At 68.5% G+C, this 20,346-nt stretch carries 20 protein-coding genes; 12 read left to right on the top strand and 8 right to left on the bottom strand.

Going from position 1 to position 20,346, the window contains the following annotated elements; genetic code table 11:
* The first annotated feature begins 136 nt into the window (after positions 1 to 136).
* From ABZX02_RS28320 to ABZX02_RS28310, 3 genes are read left to right on the top strand one after another with little or no spacing between them, the layout of a single operon-like run.
* Positions 137 to 898 carry a hypothetical protein gene (locus ABZX02_RS28320; protein WP_355302377.1) on the top strand — a complete coding sequence of 254 codons (762 nt, stop codon included), beginning with the start codon at positions 137 to 139 and terminating at the stop codon, positions 896 to 898.
* A 42-nt stretch (positions 899 to 940) separates the two neighbouring features.
* Positions 941 to 1,708 (top strand): RNA ligase family protein, encoded by a 768-nt coding sequence (locus tag ABZX02_RS28315; RefSeq protein ID WP_355302375.1) that lies wholly within the window; start codon positions 941 to 943, stop codon positions 1,706 to 1,708.
* On the top strand, positions 1,701 to 2,825 hold the full coding sequence (locus tag ABZX02_RS28310) for an AAA family ATPase (RefSeq protein WP_355302373.1): 1,125 nt from the start codon (positions 1,701 to 1,703) through the stop codon (positions 2,823 to 2,825). The genes ABZX02_RS28315 and ABZX02_RS28310 overlap by 8 nt, the downstream gene beginning before the upstream one ends.
* A gap of 125 nt (positions 2,826 to 2,950) precedes the next feature.
* On the opposite strand, the gene ABZX02_RS28305 is transcribed toward ABZX02_RS28310, so the two are convergent.
* The gene (locus ABZX02_RS28305) at positions 2,951 to 4,168 is read right to left on the bottom strand and encodes a DUF4142 domain-containing protein (RefSeq protein WP_355302371.1); all 1,218 of its coding nucleotides are present in this window, start codon (positions 4,166 to 4,168) and stop codon (positions 2,951 to 2,953) included.
* A 272-nt stretch (positions 4,169 to 4,440) separates the two neighbouring features.
* On the opposite strand from ABZX02_RS28305, the gene ABZX02_RS28300 reads away from it, so the two are divergent.
* The 3 genes from ABZX02_RS28300 to ABZX02_RS28290 all read left to right on the top strand — a co-directional run bounded on the left by ABZX02_RS28300 (position 4,441) and on the right by ABZX02_RS28290 (position 8,188).
* A complete protein-coding gene (locus ABZX02_RS28300; protein WP_355302369.1) occupies positions 4,441 to 4,968 on the top strand; it encodes a sigma-70 family RNA polymerase sigma factor in 528 nt (175 codons plus the stop codon).
* 2 nt (positions 4,969 to 4,970) lie between these two features.
* Positions 4,971 to 5,411, top strand: coding sequence for a zf-HC2 domain-containing protein (locus ABZX02_RS28295; RefSeq protein WP_355302367.1), 441 nt, complete (start codon positions 4,971 to 4,973; stop codon positions 5,409 to 5,411).
* A gap of 236 nt (positions 5,412 to 5,647) precedes the next feature.
* Positions 5,648 to 8,188 carry a BREX system ATP-binding domain-containing protein gene (locus tag ABZX02_RS28290; protein WP_355302365.1) on the top strand — a complete coding sequence of 847 codons (2,541 nt, stop codon included), beginning with the start codon at positions 5,648 to 5,650 and terminating at the stop codon, positions 8,186 to 8,188.
* A 15-nt stretch (positions 8,189 to 8,203) separates the two neighbouring features.
* On the opposite strand, the gene eda is transcribed toward ABZX02_RS28290, so the two are convergent.
* On the bottom strand, positions 8,204 to 8,827 hold the full coding sequence (eda, locus tag ABZX02_RS28285; RefSeq protein WP_355302655.1) for a bifunctional 4-hydroxy-2-oxoglutarate aldolase/2-dehydro-3-deoxy-phosphogluconate aldolase: 624 nt from the start codon (positions 8,825 to 8,827) through the stop codon (positions 8,204 to 8,206).
* A gap of 410 nt (positions 8,828 to 9,237) precedes the next feature.
* Positions 9,238 to 11,094 carry a phosphogluconate dehydratase gene (edd, locus tag ABZX02_RS28280; RefSeq protein ID WP_355302363.1) on the bottom strand — a complete coding sequence of 619 codons (1,857 nt, stop codon included), beginning with the start codon at positions 11,092 to 11,094 and terminating at the stop codon, positions 9,238 to 9,240.
* A 227-nt stretch (positions 11,095 to 11,321) separates the two neighbouring features.
* On the opposite strand from edd, the gene ABZX02_RS28275 reads away from it, so the two are divergent.
* From ABZX02_RS28275 to ABZX02_RS28260, 4 genes are all read left to right on the top strand, one after another.
* Entirely contained in the window at positions 11,322 to 11,612 is a 291-nt protein-coding gene (locus ABZX02_RS28275) for a hypothetical protein (protein ID WP_089924263.1), read from the top strand.
* An 86-nt stretch (positions 11,613 to 11,698) separates the two neighbouring features.
* Entirely contained in the window at positions 11,699 to 12,463 is a 765-nt protein-coding gene (locus tag ABZX02_RS28270; RefSeq protein ID WP_355302361.1) for a hypothetical protein, read from the top strand.
* Between the two features lie 9 nt (positions 12,464 to 12,472).
* Entirely contained in the window at positions 12,473 to 14,341 is a 1,869-nt protein-coding gene (locus tag ABZX02_RS28265; RefSeq protein WP_355302359.1) for a fumarate reductase/succinate dehydrogenase flavoprotein subunit, read from the top strand.
* Complete coding sequence (locus tag ABZX02_RS28260) at positions 14,338 to 15,087, top strand: succinate dehydrogenase/fumarate reductase iron-sulfur subunit (protein WP_355302358.1); 750 nt, start codon at positions 14,338 to 14,340, stop codon at positions 15,085 to 15,087. The genes ABZX02_RS28265 and ABZX02_RS28260 overlap by 4 nt, the downstream gene beginning before the upstream one ends.
* Here ABZX02_RS28260 and ABZX02_RS28255 read toward each other — a convergent pair.
* Positions 15,074 to 15,730 (bottom strand): response regulator transcription factor, encoded by a 657-nt coding sequence (locus ABZX02_RS28255; RefSeq protein WP_355302356.1) that lies wholly within the window; start codon positions 15,728 to 15,730, stop codon positions 15,074 to 15,076. The genes ABZX02_RS28260 and ABZX02_RS28255 overlap by 14 nt on opposite strands.
* A gap of 125 nt (positions 15,731 to 15,855) precedes the next feature.
* Between ABZX02_RS28255 and ABZX02_RS28250 the strand changes: the two genes are divergently transcribed.
* Positions 15,856 to 16,131 (top strand): hypothetical protein, encoded by a 276-nt coding sequence (locus ABZX02_RS28250; RefSeq protein WP_355302354.1) that lies wholly within the window; start codon positions 15,856 to 15,858, stop codon positions 16,129 to 16,131.
* 55 nt (positions 16,132 to 16,186) lie between these two features.
* Here the strand turns inward: ABZX02_RS28250 and ABZX02_RS28245 are convergent, their stop codons facing one another.
* From ABZX02_RS28245 to ABZX02_RS28230, 4 genes are all read right to left on the bottom strand, one after another.
* The gene (locus tag ABZX02_RS28245; protein WP_355302353.1) at positions 16,187 to 17,080 is read right to left on the bottom strand and encodes an amino acid ABC transporter permease; all 894 of its coding nucleotides are present in this window, start codon (positions 17,078 to 17,080) and stop codon (positions 16,187 to 16,189) included.
* Entirely contained in the window at positions 17,077 to 17,724 is a 648-nt protein-coding gene (locus ABZX02_RS28240; RefSeq protein WP_355302351.1) for an amino acid ABC transporter permease, read from the bottom strand. The genes ABZX02_RS28245 and ABZX02_RS28240 overlap by 4 nt, the downstream gene beginning before the upstream one ends.
* An 80-nt stretch (positions 17,725 to 17,804) precedes the next feature.
* The gene (locus ABZX02_RS28235; RefSeq protein ID WP_355302349.1) at positions 17,805 to 18,695 is read right to left on the bottom strand and encodes a glutamate ABC transporter substrate-binding protein; all 891 of its coding nucleotides are present in this window, start codon (positions 18,693 to 18,695) and stop codon (positions 17,805 to 17,807) included.
* Between the two features lie 40 nt (positions 18,696 to 18,735).
* On the bottom strand, positions 18,736 to 19,464 hold the full coding sequence (locus ABZX02_RS28230) for an amino acid ABC transporter ATP-binding protein (RefSeq protein ID WP_176960056.1): 729 nt from the start codon (positions 19,462 to 19,464) through the stop codon (positions 18,736 to 18,738).
* Positions 19,465 to 19,623: 159 nt separating this feature from the next.
* On the opposite strand from ABZX02_RS28230, the gene ABZX02_RS28225 reads away from it, so the two are divergent.
* Positions 19,624 to 20,298, top strand: a complete 675-nt coding sequence (locus ABZX02_RS28225; RefSeq protein WP_030464939.1) for a response regulator transcription factor — start codon at positions 19,624 to 19,626, stop codon at positions 20,296 to 20,298.
* Positions 20,299 to 20,346 lie beyond the last annotated feature (48 nt).

The raw sequence follows: 20,346 nt of genomic DNA, 5'->3' as shown, positions 1-20,346 counted from the left end.
GTCAGTTCGCTACCTTCGGAAATCGACCGACCGGCCGGTGTTAGCTCGATCGGGTGAGGGCGTCGAGTGGGGCTAACGGGTGAACCAGACCAATCGACGTGGTGGTCACACATCGCTACCGCCGCCAGGAGACGTGATGACCTACCCGACGCCGCCCGTCTACGCCCAGCCCCCGGTCGCACCGCAGAGACCCGCCCGGTTCGGGGCGCTCGCCTGGACCGCGGTCATCCTCGGGATCGTCGGCGTGGTCGGTTCGTGGGTCATCTTCCTCAACAACCTCACCGCGATCGCCGCGTTCGTCGGGATCGTGCTCGGCGTGATCGCGTTGTTCGGCACCCGCAAGGTCCTCGCGGCGATCGGCGTCGTCCTCTGCGTCCTGGCGATCGTGCTGACCGTCGTGGCGCAGCAGGCCGCGGTGAAAGAGCTCGACAAGATCCTCGGCGACACGAACCAGGGCCAGGTCGACGCGCCCGCCGACACCGCGCGGCAGGACGCGCTGAAGGAGAACCCGACCTGGGGCAAGCGGTTCTCGTGGGCGAACGGCCTGTCGGTCGACGTCGCCGCACCGGTCGCGTGCACGCCCGGCCAGTACGCGGCGCCGGCGAGCATCGCCCGCGCGGTGAAGTTCGAGATCACCATCACCAACGGCACGACCGCCGCGTTCGAGACCGCGCTGATGTCGGTCGGCACCGACGCGCAGTTCAACGGGCAGAAGGCCGACATGGTGTTCGACTCGAGCGGCGGCTGCGACAGCACGTTCGACTCGGCGACCGTGCTGCCCGGCAAGACCTACACGTTCCACGTCGCGTACTCGGTCGGCGCGCAGCCCGGTGAGATGCAACTCGTGTTCGAGCCGACCTTCAACTCGGAGAAGGCGGCGTTCATCGGCCGCGCGTAATCCGTTCGCCCGCGGGTGCCTTGCCGGGATACAACTTCCGGCATGTTGCGCAAGTATCCGCGAACGCCCCACCTCGAGGGATCGCGCCTGCAACCGGGCGACGAGGACCTCGACCAGGTGCCGTTCCGCGCGATTGCGGGGCGGCACCTCGTCGTCGAGGAGAAGCTCGACGGTGCCAACGCGGGCATCAGCTTCGACCCCGGCGGCGTGCTGAAACTCCAGTCACGCGGCCACTTCCTGGCGGGCGGACCCCGCGAGCGGCAGTTCGCGCCGCTGAAGGCGTGGGCCGCGACGCACCAGGGCGTGCTGTGGGAGAGGCTCGGCACGCGGTACGTGCTCTACGGGGAATGGTTGTACGCCAAGCACACCGTGTTCTACGACGCGCTGCCGCACCACTTCTGCGAGTTCGACCTGCTCGACCGCGACTCCGGCGAGTTCCTGTCCACACCGGAACGCCGCCGCGTGCTCGACGGGACGCCGGTCGTGTCCGTGCCGGTGCTGCACGAGGGACCGCTGCGCCACCTGAAGGACCTGACCGCACTGGTCGGTCCGTCGACGTGCCGGACCGACCGCTGGCGTGCCGCGCTGGTCGAGGCAGCGCGCGCGGCCGGCCAGGACCCGGACGTCGTGGTCGCGGAGACGGACTCGGACGACGCCATGGAAGGCCTCTACGTCAAGGTGGAGGAGGACGGCCGCACGGTCGAGCGCTTCAAGTGGGTGCGGCCGACGTTCCTCACCGCCGTGCTGGACTCGGGCAGCCACTGGCAGGACCGCCCGATCCTGCCGAACCAGGTGGTGGCCCGTGTTTGAGCAACTCTGCCCGTCCGGTCCGGAGTGGACCCTCGACTGGGACGCCGTGCGCTCGGCGTTCCCGTGGGTGCGCGCTCTCGACGGCGTGCCGCAAGATTCCGTGCACCACGCCGAGGGCGACGTCGCCACGCACACCAGGATGGCGTGCGAGGCACTGGTGTCGCTGCCCGAATGGCGTGCGCGCTCCGAAGAAGACCGCGTGCGCCTGTTCGCGACGGTGCTGCTGCACGACGCCGCCAAGCCGTTCCGCACACAGATCGCCGACGGCCGTGTCACCGCCCACGGCCACTCGCGCGCCGGAGACCTGCTGGCACGCAAGCTGTTGTGGGAGATGGGCCGACCGATCGCGTGGCGCGAGCACGTCGCCGCGCTGGTGCGCCACCACCAGGTGCCGTTCTGGGCGCTCGAACGTCCGGACCTCGACCGCATCGCGTTCCGGGTGAGCCTGCTCGCGCGCAACGACGACCTGGCGACGCTCGCCCGTGCCGACATCCTCGGCCGGATCTGCGGCGACGCGGACACGGTGCTGGAGAACATCGCGCTGTTCGAGGAGTACTGCCGCGAACGGTCGTGCCTCGACCGGCCGCGCGCGTTCCCGTCCGACCACGCCCGCTTCCAGTACTTCCGGACCCCCGGCCGCGACCCCGGCTACGACGCCTACGACGACACGCGCGTCGAGGTGACTGTGCTGTCCGGGCTGCCGGGGGTCGGCAAGGACCACTGGATCGCGCGCCACCGGCCGGGCTGGCCGGTGGTGAGTCTCGACGCGGTGCGCCAGCGGCTCGGCATCGCGCCCGACGGTGACCAGCGCGCCGTGGCGGCCGCCGCGTTCGAGGAGGCGCGGGCGTTGTTGCGGGCGGGGGAGCGGTTCGTGTGGAACGCGACCAACATCTCGCAACAGCTGCGCGAGCGGTGCATCGGACTCGCCGCGGACTACCGCGCCCGCGTCACCCTGGTCGGTCTCGAAGCGCCGCAGAACGTGATCCACGCTCGCAACCGATCCCGTTCGGAACCGGTGCCGGCCGCCGTGATCGACCGGCTCGTCGGCAAGTGGGAGGCGGTCGATCCCACCGAGGCGCACACCGTCGAGTGGGTGGACACCGCGACTCGTCCGTGACCTGGCCGACCCCTCTCCACCGTTCACCTTCGTTATGTCACTTCGTTTCGCGCTGACCTGGGCCTTAGCAATGACTCTTTGGACTTCGTCGGCAAAAGAGCTGTTGCAAAGGCCCTCGGGGCGGGTCAGCGGCGGTGTTCGCCGTGGTGGCCCACGGCTCGAACCAGCCAGAGGGTGCCCGCGCCGGCGACCACCAGGACGGCGATGCCGGTGAGGAAGCCGACGCTCGTCGACGAGTCGTCGGGCTCGGGCGGTGGGCTGCTGTTCGACTTCTGCTGGGTGATGGCCGGGACGTCGGTCATCTGCAGCGAGTTCGCCTTCACGAGGCCGGTGCCCTCCAGCAGGAGCATGTGCTTGAGCAGGAGGGTCAGGGCGGTCTGCGAGGCGATGCGGGCCGGGAGGCTCTTGGTCGTCGCGCGCGAGTGGGCGACCTGAGTGATGAGCGAGCCGTCGGCGGCGCGGGACAGGTTCGCGTACATGGAGTCGAGCTCCTCGCCCGAGCTGGACGAGATGGCGTTCGCCCACGACTTCTGCTCGGTCGTCGGTTCGGCGGGGAGGTCGACGCCGATCTGGGTGGCGGCGTCCCTGACCGACTGGCTGAGCTGGGTGTGCTCGGCGGCGAGCTGGCCCGCGACCTTGCGGACCTTCGCGTCGCGGGCGCGTTCGGAGCTCTCGCGGCTCGCCGGTTTCTGCCACAGCGAATGCTGGGTGAGCAGGACGAGCAATTCCCGGTCCGACGGTTCTACGTTCTGGCCGATGACGCGGACCGCGTTCACCTGTGCTTTGGCGGTCACCAGTTCGAGCGCGGACGGGTCGACTTTGCCCGTGTTCTCGAGAACCGTCATCGTGCGGATGAGCATCTGGACGGTTTGATGGGAAAGCGTGCGAATTGTGGTGTTCTGCGTTGTCGCCCTCGTTTGCACGGCCATCACCAGAAGGCCGCCCTGGGTTTGCCGGACGATCGTCGCGTAGGCGCGGTCGTGGTTGTCGCCGGTGCGTCCGGCCATCTCGTCGATGAGTGATTGGTGTTCACTGCTGACGTCGTTCGGCAGGACGACACCCAATGACTCGGCTGATTTGAGGAGCTCGACGTCGAGGCGTGAATGCGCTTCGAAGATGTCGCGGCCGGCGTTGCTGACGGCCGCGTCCGTCGACCGTGCCGGCGCTTCTTTGCTCACCGGTACCAACCACGAGTCCGCCTGGCGAAGAGAAACCATGAATGAGCGGTCCGACGGTTGTACCTCGGTCGATTGCGCATTGGCTGGGACGGCTCCGACGAAAGCCCCCAGAAATGCGACAGACAATGCGGTGAGCAGCGCAAACCGCTGCCCCAGCGTGTCCAATCGGTGACGCATAGTGCCCGTTCCCTCCCGCGATCGAGCTGCCTTCGAAGGTGATACGCGCAGGTGAGGTCGGGGTTCACGACGATGAGGCGATCCGTTATGTGATGTGCATCACACATGCAGCAGCGAACCATTTGTGCTCGATTTACGTACCCGAGAGGTTTTCGCGTTCGCGGGGTACTATCTGAACGATTCCACGCTCGGCCACCGAGTCGCTAGGACTGCCGCCCGAAGCGAACCTGTCGCCGATATCTGGGGAGGTCGTCAGCTTCATGGGTGATCAGGGCAACGTCGCACACGCCCAGCAGGACGAAGAATTGCTCACGCTGCTCTACGGGCAGTTCCAGCGGATGCTGTTCTCGCAGGTCCTGTGCCTGACCAACTACGACCGCCAGTGGACGGAAGATGTCGTCCAGGAGACGTTGATCAGGGCTTGGCAGAACTCCGCGCACCTCGTTCGGGAACCGGGTATGTTGCGCGGCTGGCTTTGTACTGTGGCTCGTCGCATTGTGATCGACGGATGGCGCAGCCGGCAGGCACGCCCGCAAGAAGTCGAATTGTTGCGACCGGACATCGCGGAATCCCCGGATGACACCGAACAAACACTTTCGGTGATGGTCATTACCGACGTGGTACGCCAATTGAGTGATGAACACCGTTCAGCAATCTACGAAACGTATGTCATGGGACGAACCGTGAAGGAAGCGGCGATCGTTCTCGGCGTCCCGGAAGGAACCGTCAAGTCCCGGCTGTACAAGGCGATGCACACGATCCGCCGGGCGCTGCAGGACAGGAGCTAGTGATGGTGACCCGTCAACCACATCACGAGCACGTGGGAGCAGGACCTCGTCAGGAGCAGGAAGCGGAAAACCGCACGAGGCCGGAAGGGCCGTGCGGTGACGTCGCGGCGTACGCGCTGGGGGTGCTCGAACCGGCGCAGCACGTGAGGTTCTCCCGGCACCTAGCCGGGTGCGAGGAGTGCCGGCGTGACGCGGCCGACTTCGGCACGTTCGCGCCGGTGCTGAGGACGGCGCTGCGGGAGCACCCGCCCGGTGCGCGCGAGCAGTGCCCGATCGCGCGCAGCATCCTGCTGGTCGCGGCGGGCGTCGTGGTGGCCATCGCCGCGGTGCTCTCGGTCGTGGAGTCGCTGTCCTCGCACACCGGCGGTCCCGTGGACGTAGGGGGTCTCACGCGTGCTGCACCCTCTCACCACGAGGGGTTCCCGCTGGTCGAACGCATCTGAATGCCGAGGAGAGCCGCTGAGCAGGCAGGCGAGGCGCACCCATGCGCGCACCAGCCCGGCGAAGATCATCGCTCGCTCCCGCTCTCCACTTCGAACACGACTCACGGTTTCGGTAACCGTTACCTGTGGGTAAGTTTGCCCGACGACGAAGCGCAGGTCTCTACGGTCGCCACCGAAGGAACACCGGAACCTTCGACCTGCGGTCCTCTCGGTACCGAAGGCAGGGGTGGACAGAGGTGACATCTCAACTGCTCGGCCGCGACGCCGAACTCGCGGCTCTCGGACGTCTGCTCGACGCCGCCGTGCAGGGCACCGGTTCCTGCGTCGTCGTCACGGGCGGGTTCGGGATCGGCAAGACGGCCGTCCTCGACGCGCTCGCCGCCGAGGCCCGCGACCGCGGCTTCACCGTCCGGCTTGCGAAGAGCGCCCGCCTGGAGAGCCACCTACCCGGCGCCGTGGTGCGCCAGCTCGCCCCGTGCCTCGCGAACGAGCACGACCTCGAAGAGCTCTACGCGCGTGCCGCGAGCTCCGCGCGCAAGGGCCCGATCCTGATGGTCATCGACGACGTGCACGTCGCCGACACCTTCTCCAAGCGCGCTCTCGCCTACCTGCGCCCGAGGCTGCGGGAACTGCCGGTGGTCATCGCGCTCGGCGCGTCCCAGGGCTACCTCTCCACCGACGAGGTCACGCTGCCCGAGATCGCGGGCTCCCACCCGAACCGCCTGGACCTCGACGGCCTCGACGTCGCCGCCGTCGAAAGCCTCACCGAACACCTCCCGGACCGCGACCCGAAGCGCTGCCACGAGCTCACCGGCGGCAACCCGTACCTGCTGCAGGCGTTGCTGCGCGAGGAGGGCGAGGGATCGGCCGCGGTCGGCGAGATGATCGGCATGCGGCTGCGCGAGTACACCGGTGCCGCCGAGGTCGCCCGGTCCGCCGCCGTCCTGGACGGCGACGCGGGGCTCGACCTGCTGTCCGCGCTCACCGGCTTCGACGCGCTGCCCGCCGTCGACACGCTCGTCCGGCTCGGCGTGCTGGCCGACACCGACCCGCTGACGTTCCGGCACCCGTTCGTGCGCAACAGCATTCTCGCCGACATGCCGGTCGCCGTCCGGTCCGCCGCGCACTCCCGCGCGGCCCGGCTGCTCTTCGAGGCGGACGCCCCCGGCGAGCGCGTCGCGGAGCACGTGCTGAAGGCCAGATCCGTGCGCTTACCGTGGTCCGTCGACCTGTTGCGCGAGGTCGGCGGAGTCGAGCACCTCGAACGGGCGCTGGAGGAACACCTGTCCGAAGAGGACAGACTGGCCGTCGAGGTCGAGCTCGGCCACACGGAACACTTGCAGGACAACGCACTGGGCCGCGACCGGGTCCGCGACGCGTTGATGCGCTGCGAGGACCCGCACCTCGCCGCGAACGTCGCGCTGGCCCTGATCCAGCGCATGTGCACCGGCTCGGACGCGCACTTCGCCGTCTCCCTCGCGATCATGGTCGTCGCCCGGCTGCTGCCGGAGGACCGCGACCTCGTCTGGAACCTCGTCTGCACCACGTACCTGCTGGCGGCCAACCGCAACGCGCGCATGGCGAACTGCGCGGGCAAGTACTTCGACGACCTCGTCGGCGAGGTGCCCAAGACACCGGCCCTCCAACGCGCCCGGTCGGCGTTGCTCGCGGTCGGCAACGCGCGCAGCGGCGACTCGTACGCCGAGGCCGTCGACCACGCGTTGGACGCGCTCGAAGGCGAGTGGGTCGACGTCTTCGGCGAGCCCTACATCTTCACGTTCCTGGTGCCGGTCCTCGGCGACGATCCCGGACACATCAACAAGTTGTGGCTCTCGCACAGCACCGCGCCGGTCTCGCACGACCCGCACCTGCGCCGCGGCATGCTCAGCATGATCGCCCGCGCGTCCGCCTTCCACCACAGCGGTGACCTGGCGCGCGCCTACACGTTCCTGACACCGCCGGTCTCGACCGGCAACATGGACTGCCCCGGCGTCGTGCTCGCCGCCGCGAAGCTGGCCGAGGTCTGCGTCGAGATGGGACAATTCGATGAGGCGGCGCCGCTCGTCGCCGAAGACGGCGAACTGCTGCAGCACATCAACATCGTCTACGCGCGCGGCCGGCTCAAGCTCGCGTCGTGCCACGCGGAGGGCGGCCTGGAGGACCTGCTGGAGGCGGGACGCCGGCTCGCCGCGCGCGAGATGCCGAACCCCGCGCTGATCGCGTGGCGGCACCACGCCGTCCGCGCGTACCTGGCGCTGGGCAACAAGGACGACGCCGCGCGGCTCGCGCACGAGGAGCTCGACCTGGCCAAGCGGTGGGGCTCGGCGCGGGTGATCGGGACGGCGTTGATGAGCGTCGGCATCAGCACCGACGACGTCGACGTCCTCGCCGAGGCCGAACAGCTCCTCGCCTCGACCCCGCACCGCCTGCTGCACGCCCAGTCGTTGTACTGGCTCGGCCACCACCTGCGCCGCAAGGGCCGTGCCGAGGTGGCCGCGACGTCACTGCGGCAGTCGTTCGACCTGGCCCGCCACCTGAGCGCGCACCCGCTCGCGAAGCTCGCGGGCGACGAGGTCCGCGACGAGGACGACCAGGTGCAGGGCCTCACCAAGCAGGAGAACCGCGTCGCGCGGATGGCGGCGCAGGGCCTCACCAACCGGCAGATCGCCGAAGCCCTGCACCTCACCCGGCGCACGGTGGAACTGCACCTGTCGAGCGCCTACCGCAAGCTCGGCATCACGGGACGGGCCGAGCTAGTCGCCGCCCTGTGGTCCTGACGACCAGTACCCGTGTCACCCCAGCCGGACGGACTCCCGCGCGAGCGTCTCGATCCGCTCCCAGTCGCCCTGCGCGAGGGCGTCCTTCGGGGCGAGCCACGAGCCGCCGACGCAGCCGACGTTGGCGAGCTTCAGGTAGGTCGGGGCGGTCTGCGGCGTGATGCCGCCGGTCGGGCAGAACCGCACGTGCGGCACCGGCCCGCCGATCGACTTCAGGTAGTCGACCCCGCCCGCGGCCTCGGCCGGGAAGAACTTGAGCGCGGTCAGCCCGCGCTCGGCCAGCCGCAGCACCTCGGACACGGTCGCCGCACCCGGCAGGTACGGCAGCCCGGTCGCGTCGGCGGCGTCGAGCACCCGGTCGGTCGTGCCGGGCGTGACGAGGAACGCCGCGCCGGCCTTCGCGGCCTGCTCCGCGTGCTCCGGCGCGGTGACGGTGCCGGCGCCGATCACGATCTCCGGGACCTCGCGCGCGACGTTCTCGATCGCGGCGAGCGCGGCGGGGGTGCGCAGCGTGAGCTCGATGACGCGCACGCCACCGCGCAGCAGTGCCTGGGCGAGCGGCACCGCGTGGTCGGCGTCGTCGACCACGACGACGGGGATGACGGGCGACAGGCCGAGGAGGTCCGCGCCGGTGGTCACCCGGAGATTGTCACCGTTGGTCACTGCTGCTCTCCTTGCCGAACTCTCGAGGATCGAAAACTTGGTACTTCGCATGCTGCCTGGTCGTCGCGCCCGCGTTCGGACGCCCAGGCCGCACGTCCCGCAGTCTGCCTGCCGCGGCGACGCCCCGTTGCCCCGGCCCGGATGCAAAAGACGTTTGCGGACGATGACAAACGAGTCATTGCAAGGGCATCCGGGCAGGTGGCGAATGCCGGTCGGGTTTGCCGACCCTTGCAACGACTCGTTTGTCGACGAAGTCAAAAGACCCGTTGCAAAGGCCGGTCAGGTCGGCGCACCGCGCCGAGCGGGCTTCGTCACCATTGCAACAGCTCGTTTGACGACGAGCGCAAACGAGCTGTTGCAAGGGCGGCTGAGCGAAGCCGCAACCGTCAGTGGTGCGTGACGGGCGCGAAGTGGTCGGCCGTGATGGGTCCGAACACCGTCGCGCCCCGGTCAGCCGGCCCAACGCTCCGCCGCAGCGCCGCGAACAACTCGCGCCCCGTCCCCATCCACTCCCGGCTCGTCGGCGGGAAGTCGACCAACGGGCGCGAAGCCAGCTCCTCGGCGGGCACCTGGACCTCCAGCGTCCCGGCCGTCGCATCCAGCCGGACGACGTCGCCGTCGCGCACCCGGCCGAGCGGACCGCCGACCGCGGCCTCCGGGGTCAGCTGGATCGCCGCCGGGATCTTGCCCGACGCGCCGGACATGCGGCCGTCCGTCACCAGCGCCACCTTGAACCCGCGGTCCATCAGCACCCCGAGCGGCGGCGTCAGCTTGTGCAGCTCCGGCATGCCGTTCGCCTGCGGCCCCTGCTGGCGGACGACCACGACGACGTCGCGGTCGAGCTCGCCCGCCTTGAAGGCTTCCTGGAACGCCTCCTGCGTCGTGAAGACGCGGGCCGGGGCCTCGACGACGTGGTTCTCCGCCGCCACGGCCGACACCTTGATGACCGAGCGGCCGAGGTTGCCCGAGAGCATCCGCAGGCCGCCGTCGGAGGCGAACGGGTCCGAGGCCGGGCGCAGGACGTCGGTGTCCAGGGAGCGGCCGGGGCCGTCCACCCAGATCAGCTCGCCGTCGGCCAGCATCGGTTCCTGGCGGTAGCGGTCGAGGCCGGGGCCCGCGACGGTGTTCACGTCGGCGTGCAGCAGGCCCGAGTCGAGCAGGGTGCCCACGACGAACTGGACGCCGCCCGCCGCCTGGAAGTGGTTGATGTCGGCACTGCCGTTCGGGTAGACCCGCGCGATCAGCGGCACGACGGACGACAGGTCGGAGAAGTCGTCCCAGCTCAGCTCGATGCCCGCGGCGGCGGCGATGGCGACCAGGTGCATCGTGTGGTTCGTGGAGCCGCCGGTCGCCAGCAGGGCGACGACGCCGTTGACCACGGCCTTCTCGTCGACGACGTGCGCGATCGGGGTGTAATCGTCGCCGCGGGCCATCTCGACGGCGCGGCGGCCCGCGTACTCGGTCAGGGCGCGGCGCAGGCCCGTGCCCGGCGGGACGAACGAGGCGCCCGGCAGGTGCAGGCCCATGACCTCGACGACCATCTGGTTCGAGTTCGCGGTGCCGTAGAACGTGCAGGTGCCGGGGGAGTGGTACGAGGCGGCCTCGGCCTCCAGCAGGTCGTCGCGGGAGGCCTTGCCCTCCGCGTAGAGCTGCCGGACGCGCGCCTTCTCCTTGTTCGACAGACCGGACGACATCGGGCCGGCGGGCACGAGGATCGACGGCAGGTGGCCGAACGACAGCGCGCCGATCAGCAGGCCCGGCACGATCTTGTCGCACACGCCGAGGAGCACGGCGGCGTCGAACATCTCGTGCGACAGGGCGACACCGGTCGACATCGCGATGACGTCGCGGCTGAACAGCGACAGCTCCATGCCCTCGCGGCCCTGCGTGATTCCGTCGCACATCGCGGGCACGCCGCCCGCGAACTGCGAGACGCCGCCGGCCGAGCGGACGGAGTCCTTGATCCAGGCCGGGTACTCCTGGAACGGCTGGTGGGCGGACAGCATGTCGTTGTAGGACGACACGATCGCGACGTTGGACTTGCGCAGCGCGCGCAACGCGGCCTTGTCGCCACCGGTGATCCCGGCGAAGCCGTGCGCGAGGTTGCTGCAGGCGAAGCCGGACCGGGACGTTCCGTCCTGTGCGGCGGCGGCCACGCGCTCGAGGTACGCGCGGCGGGAGTCGGCGCTGCGAGCGGCGATCCGGCGTGTCACCTCTGTCAGAACAGGATGCAGTTCGGTCATGGGGGTCTCCGGGTCATCACGGGCCGTGGTGGGGCCCTCACGAGACGACAACGGTGGCGTCCCACGGACGGGCGTGACGCCACACACACTAGAACATTGCTGGTCGCAGACACAAAAACGATTCAGTAGCTGGGAGGCGACCAGTTTTGAATCTTGGCGTGTGGTGCTTGTCACATGGCTTGAGATTGGGCAGAGTGCGGGGCACGACCTTGGAACGGAGGTGTCCCATGAACTCCACGGAGATCGTCGAGCTGCGCCGGGTCATCGGCCAGATGCGGCACGCCGTCAGCAACCTGCGCGCCAGGTATGGCGACGTCGCGGCCGTGCAACGCCTGGCCAACGACGTAGAGCGCATGGACATCGACGCCACCGAACTCGTCGACCTGAGCACCCCGAGGCAACGCGAGGCGCCTCAAGTGGAACGCGAGGTCGTGGTCGTGCCCGACACGCCTTACGACGAGTCGCTCTGGAAGGACGCGGACGACGAAGGACTCGGTGGGTACCGGCACCGGACCTGACCCAGCCCGACCTCACGGCCCTCGCAGTCAGCGGGGGCCGTTACGCGTTTCCTCCACAACGACGTGGACCCCCAGAAAGGTGACCAATGGCGAGGGCAGAGATCGCCGCCAGGACTCTGCGCACGGACCGATGGTGGTTGCCGCCGCTGACGACGTTCGTCGGCCTGCTGCTCATCTCGATCTACGCGGCGTTCCGCACGTTCCAGGGGGACTACTACTGGGTCGACCAGTACCACTACCTCACACCGATGTACTCGCCCTGTCTCACCGAGGAGTGCGTCCCCGCGGCAAGTCACTTCGGTCAGTGGTTCCCGGCACTGCCCGGCTTCCTGACCCCGCCGCTGCTGATCATCCCGTTCCTGCTGGGCTTCCGGATCACCTGCTACTACTACCGCAAGGCCTACTACCGCGCGGCCTGGGCGTCGCCGCCCGCGTGCGCCGTGGCCGAGCCGCACAGCAAGTACACCGGTGAGACCCGGTTCCCGCTGATCGCGCAGAACCTGCACCGCTACTTCTTCTACGCGGCCTCGATCCTGTTGCTGGTCAACATCTACGACGCGGTCTCCGCGTTCAGCACCGGCCTGGGCCTGGGCAACATCATCCTGCTGGTCAACGTGAGCCTGCTCGCCGCGTACACGCTGAGCTGCCACTCGTGCCGGCACATCGCGGGCGGACGCCTCAAGCACTTCTCCAAGCACCCGGTCCGGTACTGGGCGTGGACGCAGATCTCGAAGCTCAACAACCGGCACATGCAGCTGGCGTGGGCGTCGCTGATCTTCGTCTGCCTCACGGACCTGTACGTCGCGCTGGTCGCCTCGGGAACGATCTCCGACCTCCGCTTCATCAACTAAGGAGTGGTTTTGCCCGAGCTGGAAAGGCATTCGTTCGACGTTCTCGTGATCGGCGCGGGTGGTGCCGGTCTGCGTGCCGCGATCGAGGCCCGTGAGCACGGCCTGCGCACCGCCGTCCTCTGCAAGTCGTTGTTCGGCAAGGCCCACACCGTCATGGCCGAGGGCGGCATCGCCGCCGCCATGGGCAACGCGAACGAGAGCGACAACTGGCAGGTCCACTTCCGCGACACCATGCGCGGAGGCAAGTTCCTCAACAACTGGCGCATGGCCGAGCTGCACGCACAGGAGGCGCCGCAACGGGTCTGGGAGCTCGAGACCTACGGCGCGCTGTTCGACCGCACGAAGGACGGCCGGATCTCGCAGCGCAACTTCGGTGGCCACGAGTACCCGCGCCTCGCCCACGTCGGCGACCGCACCGGCCTCGAGCTGATCCGCACGCTGCAGCAGAAGATCGTGTCGTTGCAGCAGGACGACTTCAAGGAGTTCGGCGACTACGAGGCACGCCTGCGGGTATTCCAGGAGTTCACCGTCACCGAGCTCACGAAGGACGGCGACCGGATCTCCGGCGCGTTCGGCTACTGGCGCGAGTCCGGCCGGTTCGTGCACTTCGAGGCACCGGCGGTGATCCTCGCGACCGGCGGCATCGGCAAGTCCTTCAAGGTCACGTCGAACTCCTGGGAGTACACCGGCGACGGCCACGCGCTCGCGATGCGCGCCGGTGCCTCGCTGATCAACATGGAGTTCATCCAGTTCCACCCCACCGGCATGGTCTGGCCGCCGTCGGTCAAGGGCATCCTCGTCACCGAGTCCGTGCGCGGTGACGGCGGTGTGCTCCGCAACTCCGACGGCAAGCGGTTCATGTTCGACTACATCCCCGAGGTGTTCAAGGACAAGTACGCCGACAACGAGGCGGAGGCCGACCGCTGGTACACCGACCAGGCGAACAACCGGCGCCCACCGGAGCTGCTGCCGCGGGACGAGGTCGCCCGCGCGATCAACTCCGAGGTCAAGGCAGGGCGCGGGTCACCGCACGGCGGCGTCTTCCTCGACGTGTCGACGCGCCTGCCCGCCGAGGAGATCCGCCGCCGGCTGCCGTCCATGCACCACCAGTTCAAGGAACTGGCCGACGTGGACATCACCGCGCAGCCGATGGAGGTCGGGCCGACCTGCCACTACGTCATGGGCGGCGTCGAGGTCGACCCGGACACCGGATCCTCTTCGGTACCAGGGCTCTACGCGGCCGGCGAAGTCTCCGGCGGCATGCACGGCTCGAACCGGCTGGGCGGCAACTCGTTGTCGGACCTGCTCGTCTTCGGGCGCAGGGCCGGTGCGGGAGCGGCGGAGTACGTGCGCGCGCTCAAGGACCGGCCGGCGGTCTCGGAGGACCTGATCACCGAGGCCAGGGCCGCCGCGCTCAAGCCGTTCCAGCAGGAGGGCGGTGAGAACCCGTACACCCTGCACATGGAGCTGCAGCAGTCGATGAACGACCTAGTCGGCATCATCCGCCGCGCCGGCGAGATGGAGGAGGCGTTGCAACGGCTGGAGAAGCTCAAGGAACGCGCCCGGTCGCTGACCGTGGAGGGCCACCAGCAGTTCAACCCCGGCTGGCACCTCGCCCTCGACCTGCGCAACATGCTGCTGGTGTCGGAGTGCGTGGCCAGGGCCGCGTTGCTGCGCACCGAGTCACGCGGCGGTCACACCCGCGACGACCACCCCGTGATGGACGCGGAGTGGCGGCGGAAGCTGCTGGTGTGCAAGACCGACGGTGACGGCGTCGCGGTCGCGGAGCAGCCGCAGATCCCGATCCGGCACGACCTGCTGGACCTGTTCGACCGCACCGAGCTGGAGAAGTACCTGACCGCCGAGGAGCTGTCATGAGCTACCAGGGGAAGTTCCGGGTGTGGCGCGGCGACGACTCCGGCGGCGGGCTGGAGGACTTCACCGTCGAGGTCAACGAGGGCGAGGTCGTCCTCGACATCATCCACCGGCTGCAGGCCACGCAGGCCCCGGACCTCGCGGTGCGGTGGAACTGCAAGGCCGGCAAGTGCGGCTCGTGCTCGGCCGAGATCAACGGACGGCCGCGGCTGCTCTGCATGACCCGGATGTCGACCTTCACGGAGGGGGAGACGATCACGGTCACGCCGATGCGGACGTTCCCGATCATCCGCGACCTCGTGACCGACGTGTCCTTCAACTACACCAAGGCGCGCGAGGTCCCGTCGTTCGCGCCGCCGAAGGACCTGGCGCCGGGCGAGTACCGGATGCAGCAGGTCGACGTCGAGCGCTCGCAGGAGTTCCGCAAGTGCATCGAGTGCTTCCTGTGCCAGAACACCTGCCACGTGGTGCGTGACCACGAGGAGAACAAGGAGGCGTTCTCGGGACCGCGGTTCCTCATGCGCGTCGCCGAGCTGGAGATGCACCCGCTCGACACCGCGGACCGCGTCGACCAGGCCCAGGACGACCACGGCCTCGGGCTCTGCAACATCACCAAGTGCTGCACCGAGGTGTGCCCCGAGCACATCCACATCACCGACAACGCGCTCATCCCGATGAAGGAGCGCGTCGCCGACCGCAAGTACGACCCGATCGTCTGGCTCGGCAACAAGCTGTTCAGGCGGTCCTAGCGAGAGCCTGCGGGATGACCAGTCCGGACTCGTACGCCGTCACCACGGCCTGAGCCCGGCTGGTCAGCCGCAGCTTCGTCATCACGCGGTTGAGGTGCGTCTTGACCGTGCCCTCGGTGACCGACAGCTTGCCCGCGATCGCGGTGTTCGTGAGCCCGGTGCCGACCAGCCGCAACACCTCGCGCTCGCGGTCGGTCAGCTCGTCCAGCCCGAACGAACCCCGTGGCGCGACAGCGGAATCGCCCTTCAGGTACGCCGCCACGAGCCGGCGCATCACGGTGGGGCTGAACCGCATCTCGCCCGCCGCGACGGCCTTGATGGCCGAGATCAGCCGCGCCGGTTCGGACTCCTTCAGCACGAACCCGGCGGCACCCAGCCGCAACGCCTCGTGGACGTGCTCGTCCAGGTCGAACGTGGTCAGCACCAGCAGGCGCGCGGACGCGGCGACGCGGGCGAGCTCGGGCAGACCCGGCAGGCGGATGTCGAGCAGCACCACGTCCGGTCTCGACGACACGGCCAGCGCGGCCGCCCCGGCACCGTCGCAGGCCTCGCCGACGACGGTCAGATCAGGTGAAGCGTTCAGCAACGCGACCAGGCCCGCACGGAACAACGGCTGGTCGTCGACCACAAGCACGCGCGTCACAATGCCCCTTAATCATGTGACGTCACCGCAGTAGATCCCCCACCACGAGCGTACCGCGAAAGTTGACGGGAGATCCACTCTTCGTGAGACGACCCGGTTCCGCTTCCGCCGATACGTTCCGGCCCATGCGCACCGCATCGGCCGACCTGCTCGCCGCCCGCACGGTCACCGTGGACGGCTCGGACGTCTACCTCCGGGTCACCGCCAGTCCCGTCGACCTGGAGATCCGCTGGTGCCGCGACGGCCGGGTGGCGGGCAGCCCCGTGCTGTTCCCCGCGGGGGACCGCTCGCGCCGGCTGCTCGGCACGAACCTCCCGGCGGGCACCACGTTCTGCCTCGACGTCGTGGGGGAGCGCGACCAGGCCTGGAGCGGAGTCGTCGACTGGAACGTCTCCCGGTGACGACGAACGGGGCGCGTCCGAAGTGGACACGCCCCGTTCCTCGCGGTGTGGTGGGTCAGACGGTGACGCCGCCACCCACAGCCGTCGACGCGTTGCCGAGCTGGACCTGCCCGGCGTCGTCGTTGTCGAGCTTGACGACCTTCTTGTTGCGGCGGTTGCGCTTCTCCAGGTACGTGGCGAGCCACGTCAGCAGGAGGCACATCCCGATGTAGATCAGGGCGACCACGATCATCACCGAGATCATGGGGCGACCGAAGTTCACCGCGTCACCACCGATGCGCGTACCCCACCGCAGCAGTTCCTCGAACGTGATGAGGAAGCCGAGCGCCGTGTCCTTCAACAGCACGACGAGCTGGCTGATGATGGTCGGCAGCATCGCCCGCAACGCCTGCGGGAGCAGCACGAACGTCATCACCTGCGTCTTGCGCATGCCCAGCGCGTACGCGGCCTCGGCCTGGCCCTTCGGCAGCGAGTTGATGCCCGCGCGGAAGATCTCCGCGAGGACCGAGCCGTTGTACAGCATCAAGCTGACCACGACGGCCGTGAACGCGCTCAGCTTGATGCCGGCGGACGGAAGGCCGTAGTAGAAGAAGAACATCATGATCACGAGCGGGATCGCGCGGAAGATCTCGACGATCACCGCCGCGGGAGTGCGCACCCAGGCGTGGTCGGACAGCCGCGCCGCGGCGAAGAGCGCACCGAACACGAGCGCCAGCACCGCGCCGACGGCGAACGCGGACAGCGTGTTGCCGATCGCCTCGACCAGCGACAGCTGGATCTGCTTGTAGTTGATCCAGTCGAGCCGGCGGGCGCTGAACTGGTCGGTGGCGATGAAGCGCATGACCACGTACGCGACCGCGGCGAGCGCCGCCGCGATGCCGACGACCGCCATGATCTTGTGACGGACGCGGGCCTTCGGGCCCGGGACGTCGAACAGCACCATGCTCATCGGGCCACGCTCCACCGCTTCTCGAAGACCTGCTGGACGTACGTCAGCGGCATCACCAGGACGACGAATCCGATCGCCACCCAGACGAGTCCGAACAGGACGTTGTCACCCTGCTCCGACAGCGCGTCGCGAATCGATCCCGCCTGGGGGACGGCGAAGCCCGAGGCGACCGTGGTGTTCTTCAGCAATGCGATCATCGTGCTCGTCATCGGCGGCACGACCGAACGCATCGCCTGCGGCAGCACCACGTTGCCGAGCATCTGCGTGAACGTGAGACCGAGCGCGCGCGAGGCCTCCGCCTGCCCGACCGGCACCGTGTTGATGCCCGAACGCACGACCTCGCAGACGAAAGCCGCGGTGTAGAGCGACAATGCGACGACGGCCGCGGTGTAGGGCTCGATCCTCAGGATCTCGAGGAGCGGATACGCGAAGAGGAAGAACACGAACACCAGCGTCAGCGGCGTGTTGCGCAGCACCGTCACGTAGGTCGCGCCGATGCCCCGGAAGACCGGCACGGGGCTGACCCGCAGCGCTGCCAGCAGCGTGCCCAGCACCAGCGAGATCACCGCCGAGATCGCGAAGAGCTGGAGGGTCTGGCCAAACAGGCGCAGGAAGAGTTCTAGGTTGTTGGTGAGGACGCTCATCGGTTTCCTTGCCGTCCGTCCGCCTTCAAAGGATCGGCCGGTGGACCCACGTGGGATCCACCGGCCACGTGACTAACGCGTCAGTAGCGGTCGATCGTCGGCTTCTCCGCCGAGGAACCCGACTTGCCGAGCGTGCCGTCGTAGATCTTCTGCCAGTCGCCACCGTCGAGCGAGGCCTGCAGGATGTCGTTCACCTTGTCGCGCAGCGCCTTGTCGTCCTTGGGCAGGCCGATGCCGTAAGGCTCCTTGGAGAAGGTCTTGCCGACGACCTTCAGCTTGCCCTCCTCGGCGGCGGCGTAGCCCTTGAGGATCGCGTCGTCCGTGGTGACCGCGTCGACCTCACCGTTGAGCAGCTTGGTGACGCACTGGGAGTAGCCCTGGAACTCCTGGATGTTCTCGGGCTCGGTGTAGCCCTTCTCCCGGACGTTCTTGATCGGCGTCGAGCCGGTGACCGAGCAGACCTTCTTGCCCTTGAGGGTCTCCGGGCCGGTGATCGACGAGTCGTCCTTCTTCACCAGCAGGTCCTGGCCGGCGACGAAGTACGGGCCCGCGAACGCGACCTTCTCCTTGCGGCCGGCGTTGATCGTGTAGGTGCCGACGTAGTAGTCGACGTCACCGTTGATCAGCGCCTGCTCGCGAGCGGCCGACTGGATCGTCTTGAACTGGATCTTCTCGGGGTCGAAGCCGAGCTTCGCCGAGATCAGTCGCGCGATGTCGATGTCGAAGCCGCTGTACTTGTTCGTCGTCGGGTCCTTGTAGCCCAGACCCGGCTGGTCCTCCTTGACCCCGACGATCAGCGAGCCGCGCGTCTTGATCTTCTCGAACGTCGGCGAGCCCTCGACCTTGACGTCCTTCGCGACGTCGAAGACACCGGCGGGCGCCGGCGTCTCGCCGGGGCCACCTTCCTTGCCACACGCGGTCAGGGCCAGTGCGCCCGTGAGCAGCACCGCCGCAAGGGTGCGAACCCTCATCGTCCTTCTCCTGCCATTCGATCTGGAAGTGGGCTGACTACTAGTGAGTCAGGATCTTGCCAAGGAAGTCCTTCGCGCGGTTGGACTTCGGGGCCGAGAAGAACTCTTCCGGGGTGGAGTCCTCGACGACCTCGCCGTCGGACATGAAGATCACCCGGTCCGCGGCCTTGCGGGCGAAGCCCATCTCGTGCGTGACGACGAGCATCGTCATGCCGTCCTTCGCGAGACCCGTCATGACGTCCAGGACCTCCTGGACCATCTCGGGGTCGAGCGCGGACGTCGGCTCGTCGAACAGCATCACCTTCGGCTTCATCGCGAGCGCGCGGGCGATCGCCGCGCGCTGCTGCTGCCCACCGGAGAGCTGAGCGGGGAACTTGTCGGCCTGGTTGGCGATGCCGACGCGCTCCAGCAGTTCCATCGCGGTCTTGCGCGCGTCGGCGGCCGGGGTCTTGCGGACCTTCACCGGCGCCAGCATCACGTTCTCGACGATGGTCTTGTGTGCGAAAAGGTTAAAAGATTGGAACACCATGCCGACATCGGCACGCAGGCGGGCCAGTTCTTTTCCTTCGGCGGGAAGTGGCTGCCCGTCGACCTCGATGACGCCGGAATCGATCGGCTCGAGGCGGTTGATGGTCCGGCACAGGGTCGACTTACCGGAACCCGACGGCCCCAGCACGACCACTACCTGCCCCTTCGGCACTTCCAGCTGCACGTTCTTGAGCACGTGCAACGGGCCGAAGAACTTGTCCACACCCGCCACACGAATCATCGGCGGGGCAGAGGCGGCAGTCATCCAGTCCTCCATTTGGGGTCGTCGGCGTTGGCGGAAACCTAGGTGTCCGCCACCACACCAGTCCAGGACATTGAGCAAGACTTAGGGTCTCAACTCTGTCACAGGCAGACATCGGTTGCCCGGGAGGTAGCGAAAGTGCGCGTGCTGCTCGTCGAGGACGACGACAGGGTCGCCGAGGCCTTGGTCCCAGCCCTGACCAGACGGGGTTTCCACGTGGACCGGCAGGCCACGGGCCGCGGCACGCTCGACCGCCTCACCGGCGTCGACGTGGTGCTGCTCGACCTCGGCCTGCCCGACATGGACGGCGTGACGCTGTGCCGTGCCATCAGGGCCGCGTCGGACGTCGCGATCATCGTGGTGTCCGCGCGGGGGGAGATCGACGACCGGATCCTCGGCCTGCACGCCGGGGCCGACGACTACCTCGTCAAGCCTTACGACGTGGGAGAACTGGTCGCGCGGGTGCACGCGGTGCGGCGGCGCCGCGGTGCCGATCCGGTCGGGGTGGGCGCGGTGTCCACCGAGGTGTTCGAGACCGGTGACGTCCGGGTCGACCTGGGGCGTCACGAGGTCACGGTCGCGGGGGAGTCGGTCGCCCTGTCCCGCAAGGAGTTCCAGGTGCTCGCGCTGGTGATGGCCGCGGGCGGCGCGGTCTGCACGCGGGAGCGGATCCTCGCCGAGGTGTGGGGCCGCACGTGGTCCGGTGCGAACCGGACGCTCGACGTGCACGTCGCCACGCTGCGGACGAAGCTCGGCAGGCCGGCGCTGCTGGAGACGGTGCGGGGCGTCGGCTACCGGCTCGGGCAGGTGTGATCTCGATTGGGTGATCTTTTTCCGTCGGCGTGTCGCGATCGGGTGGGG

The organism is Lentzea sp. NPDC003310, assembly GCF_040610935.1.
Lineage (GTDB): Bacteria > Actinomycetota > Actinomycetes > Mycobacteriales > Pseudonocardiaceae > Lentzea.
Note: the sequence above shows the minus strand (reverse complement) of the source record. Positions and strands in the feature narration are given on the sequence as shown.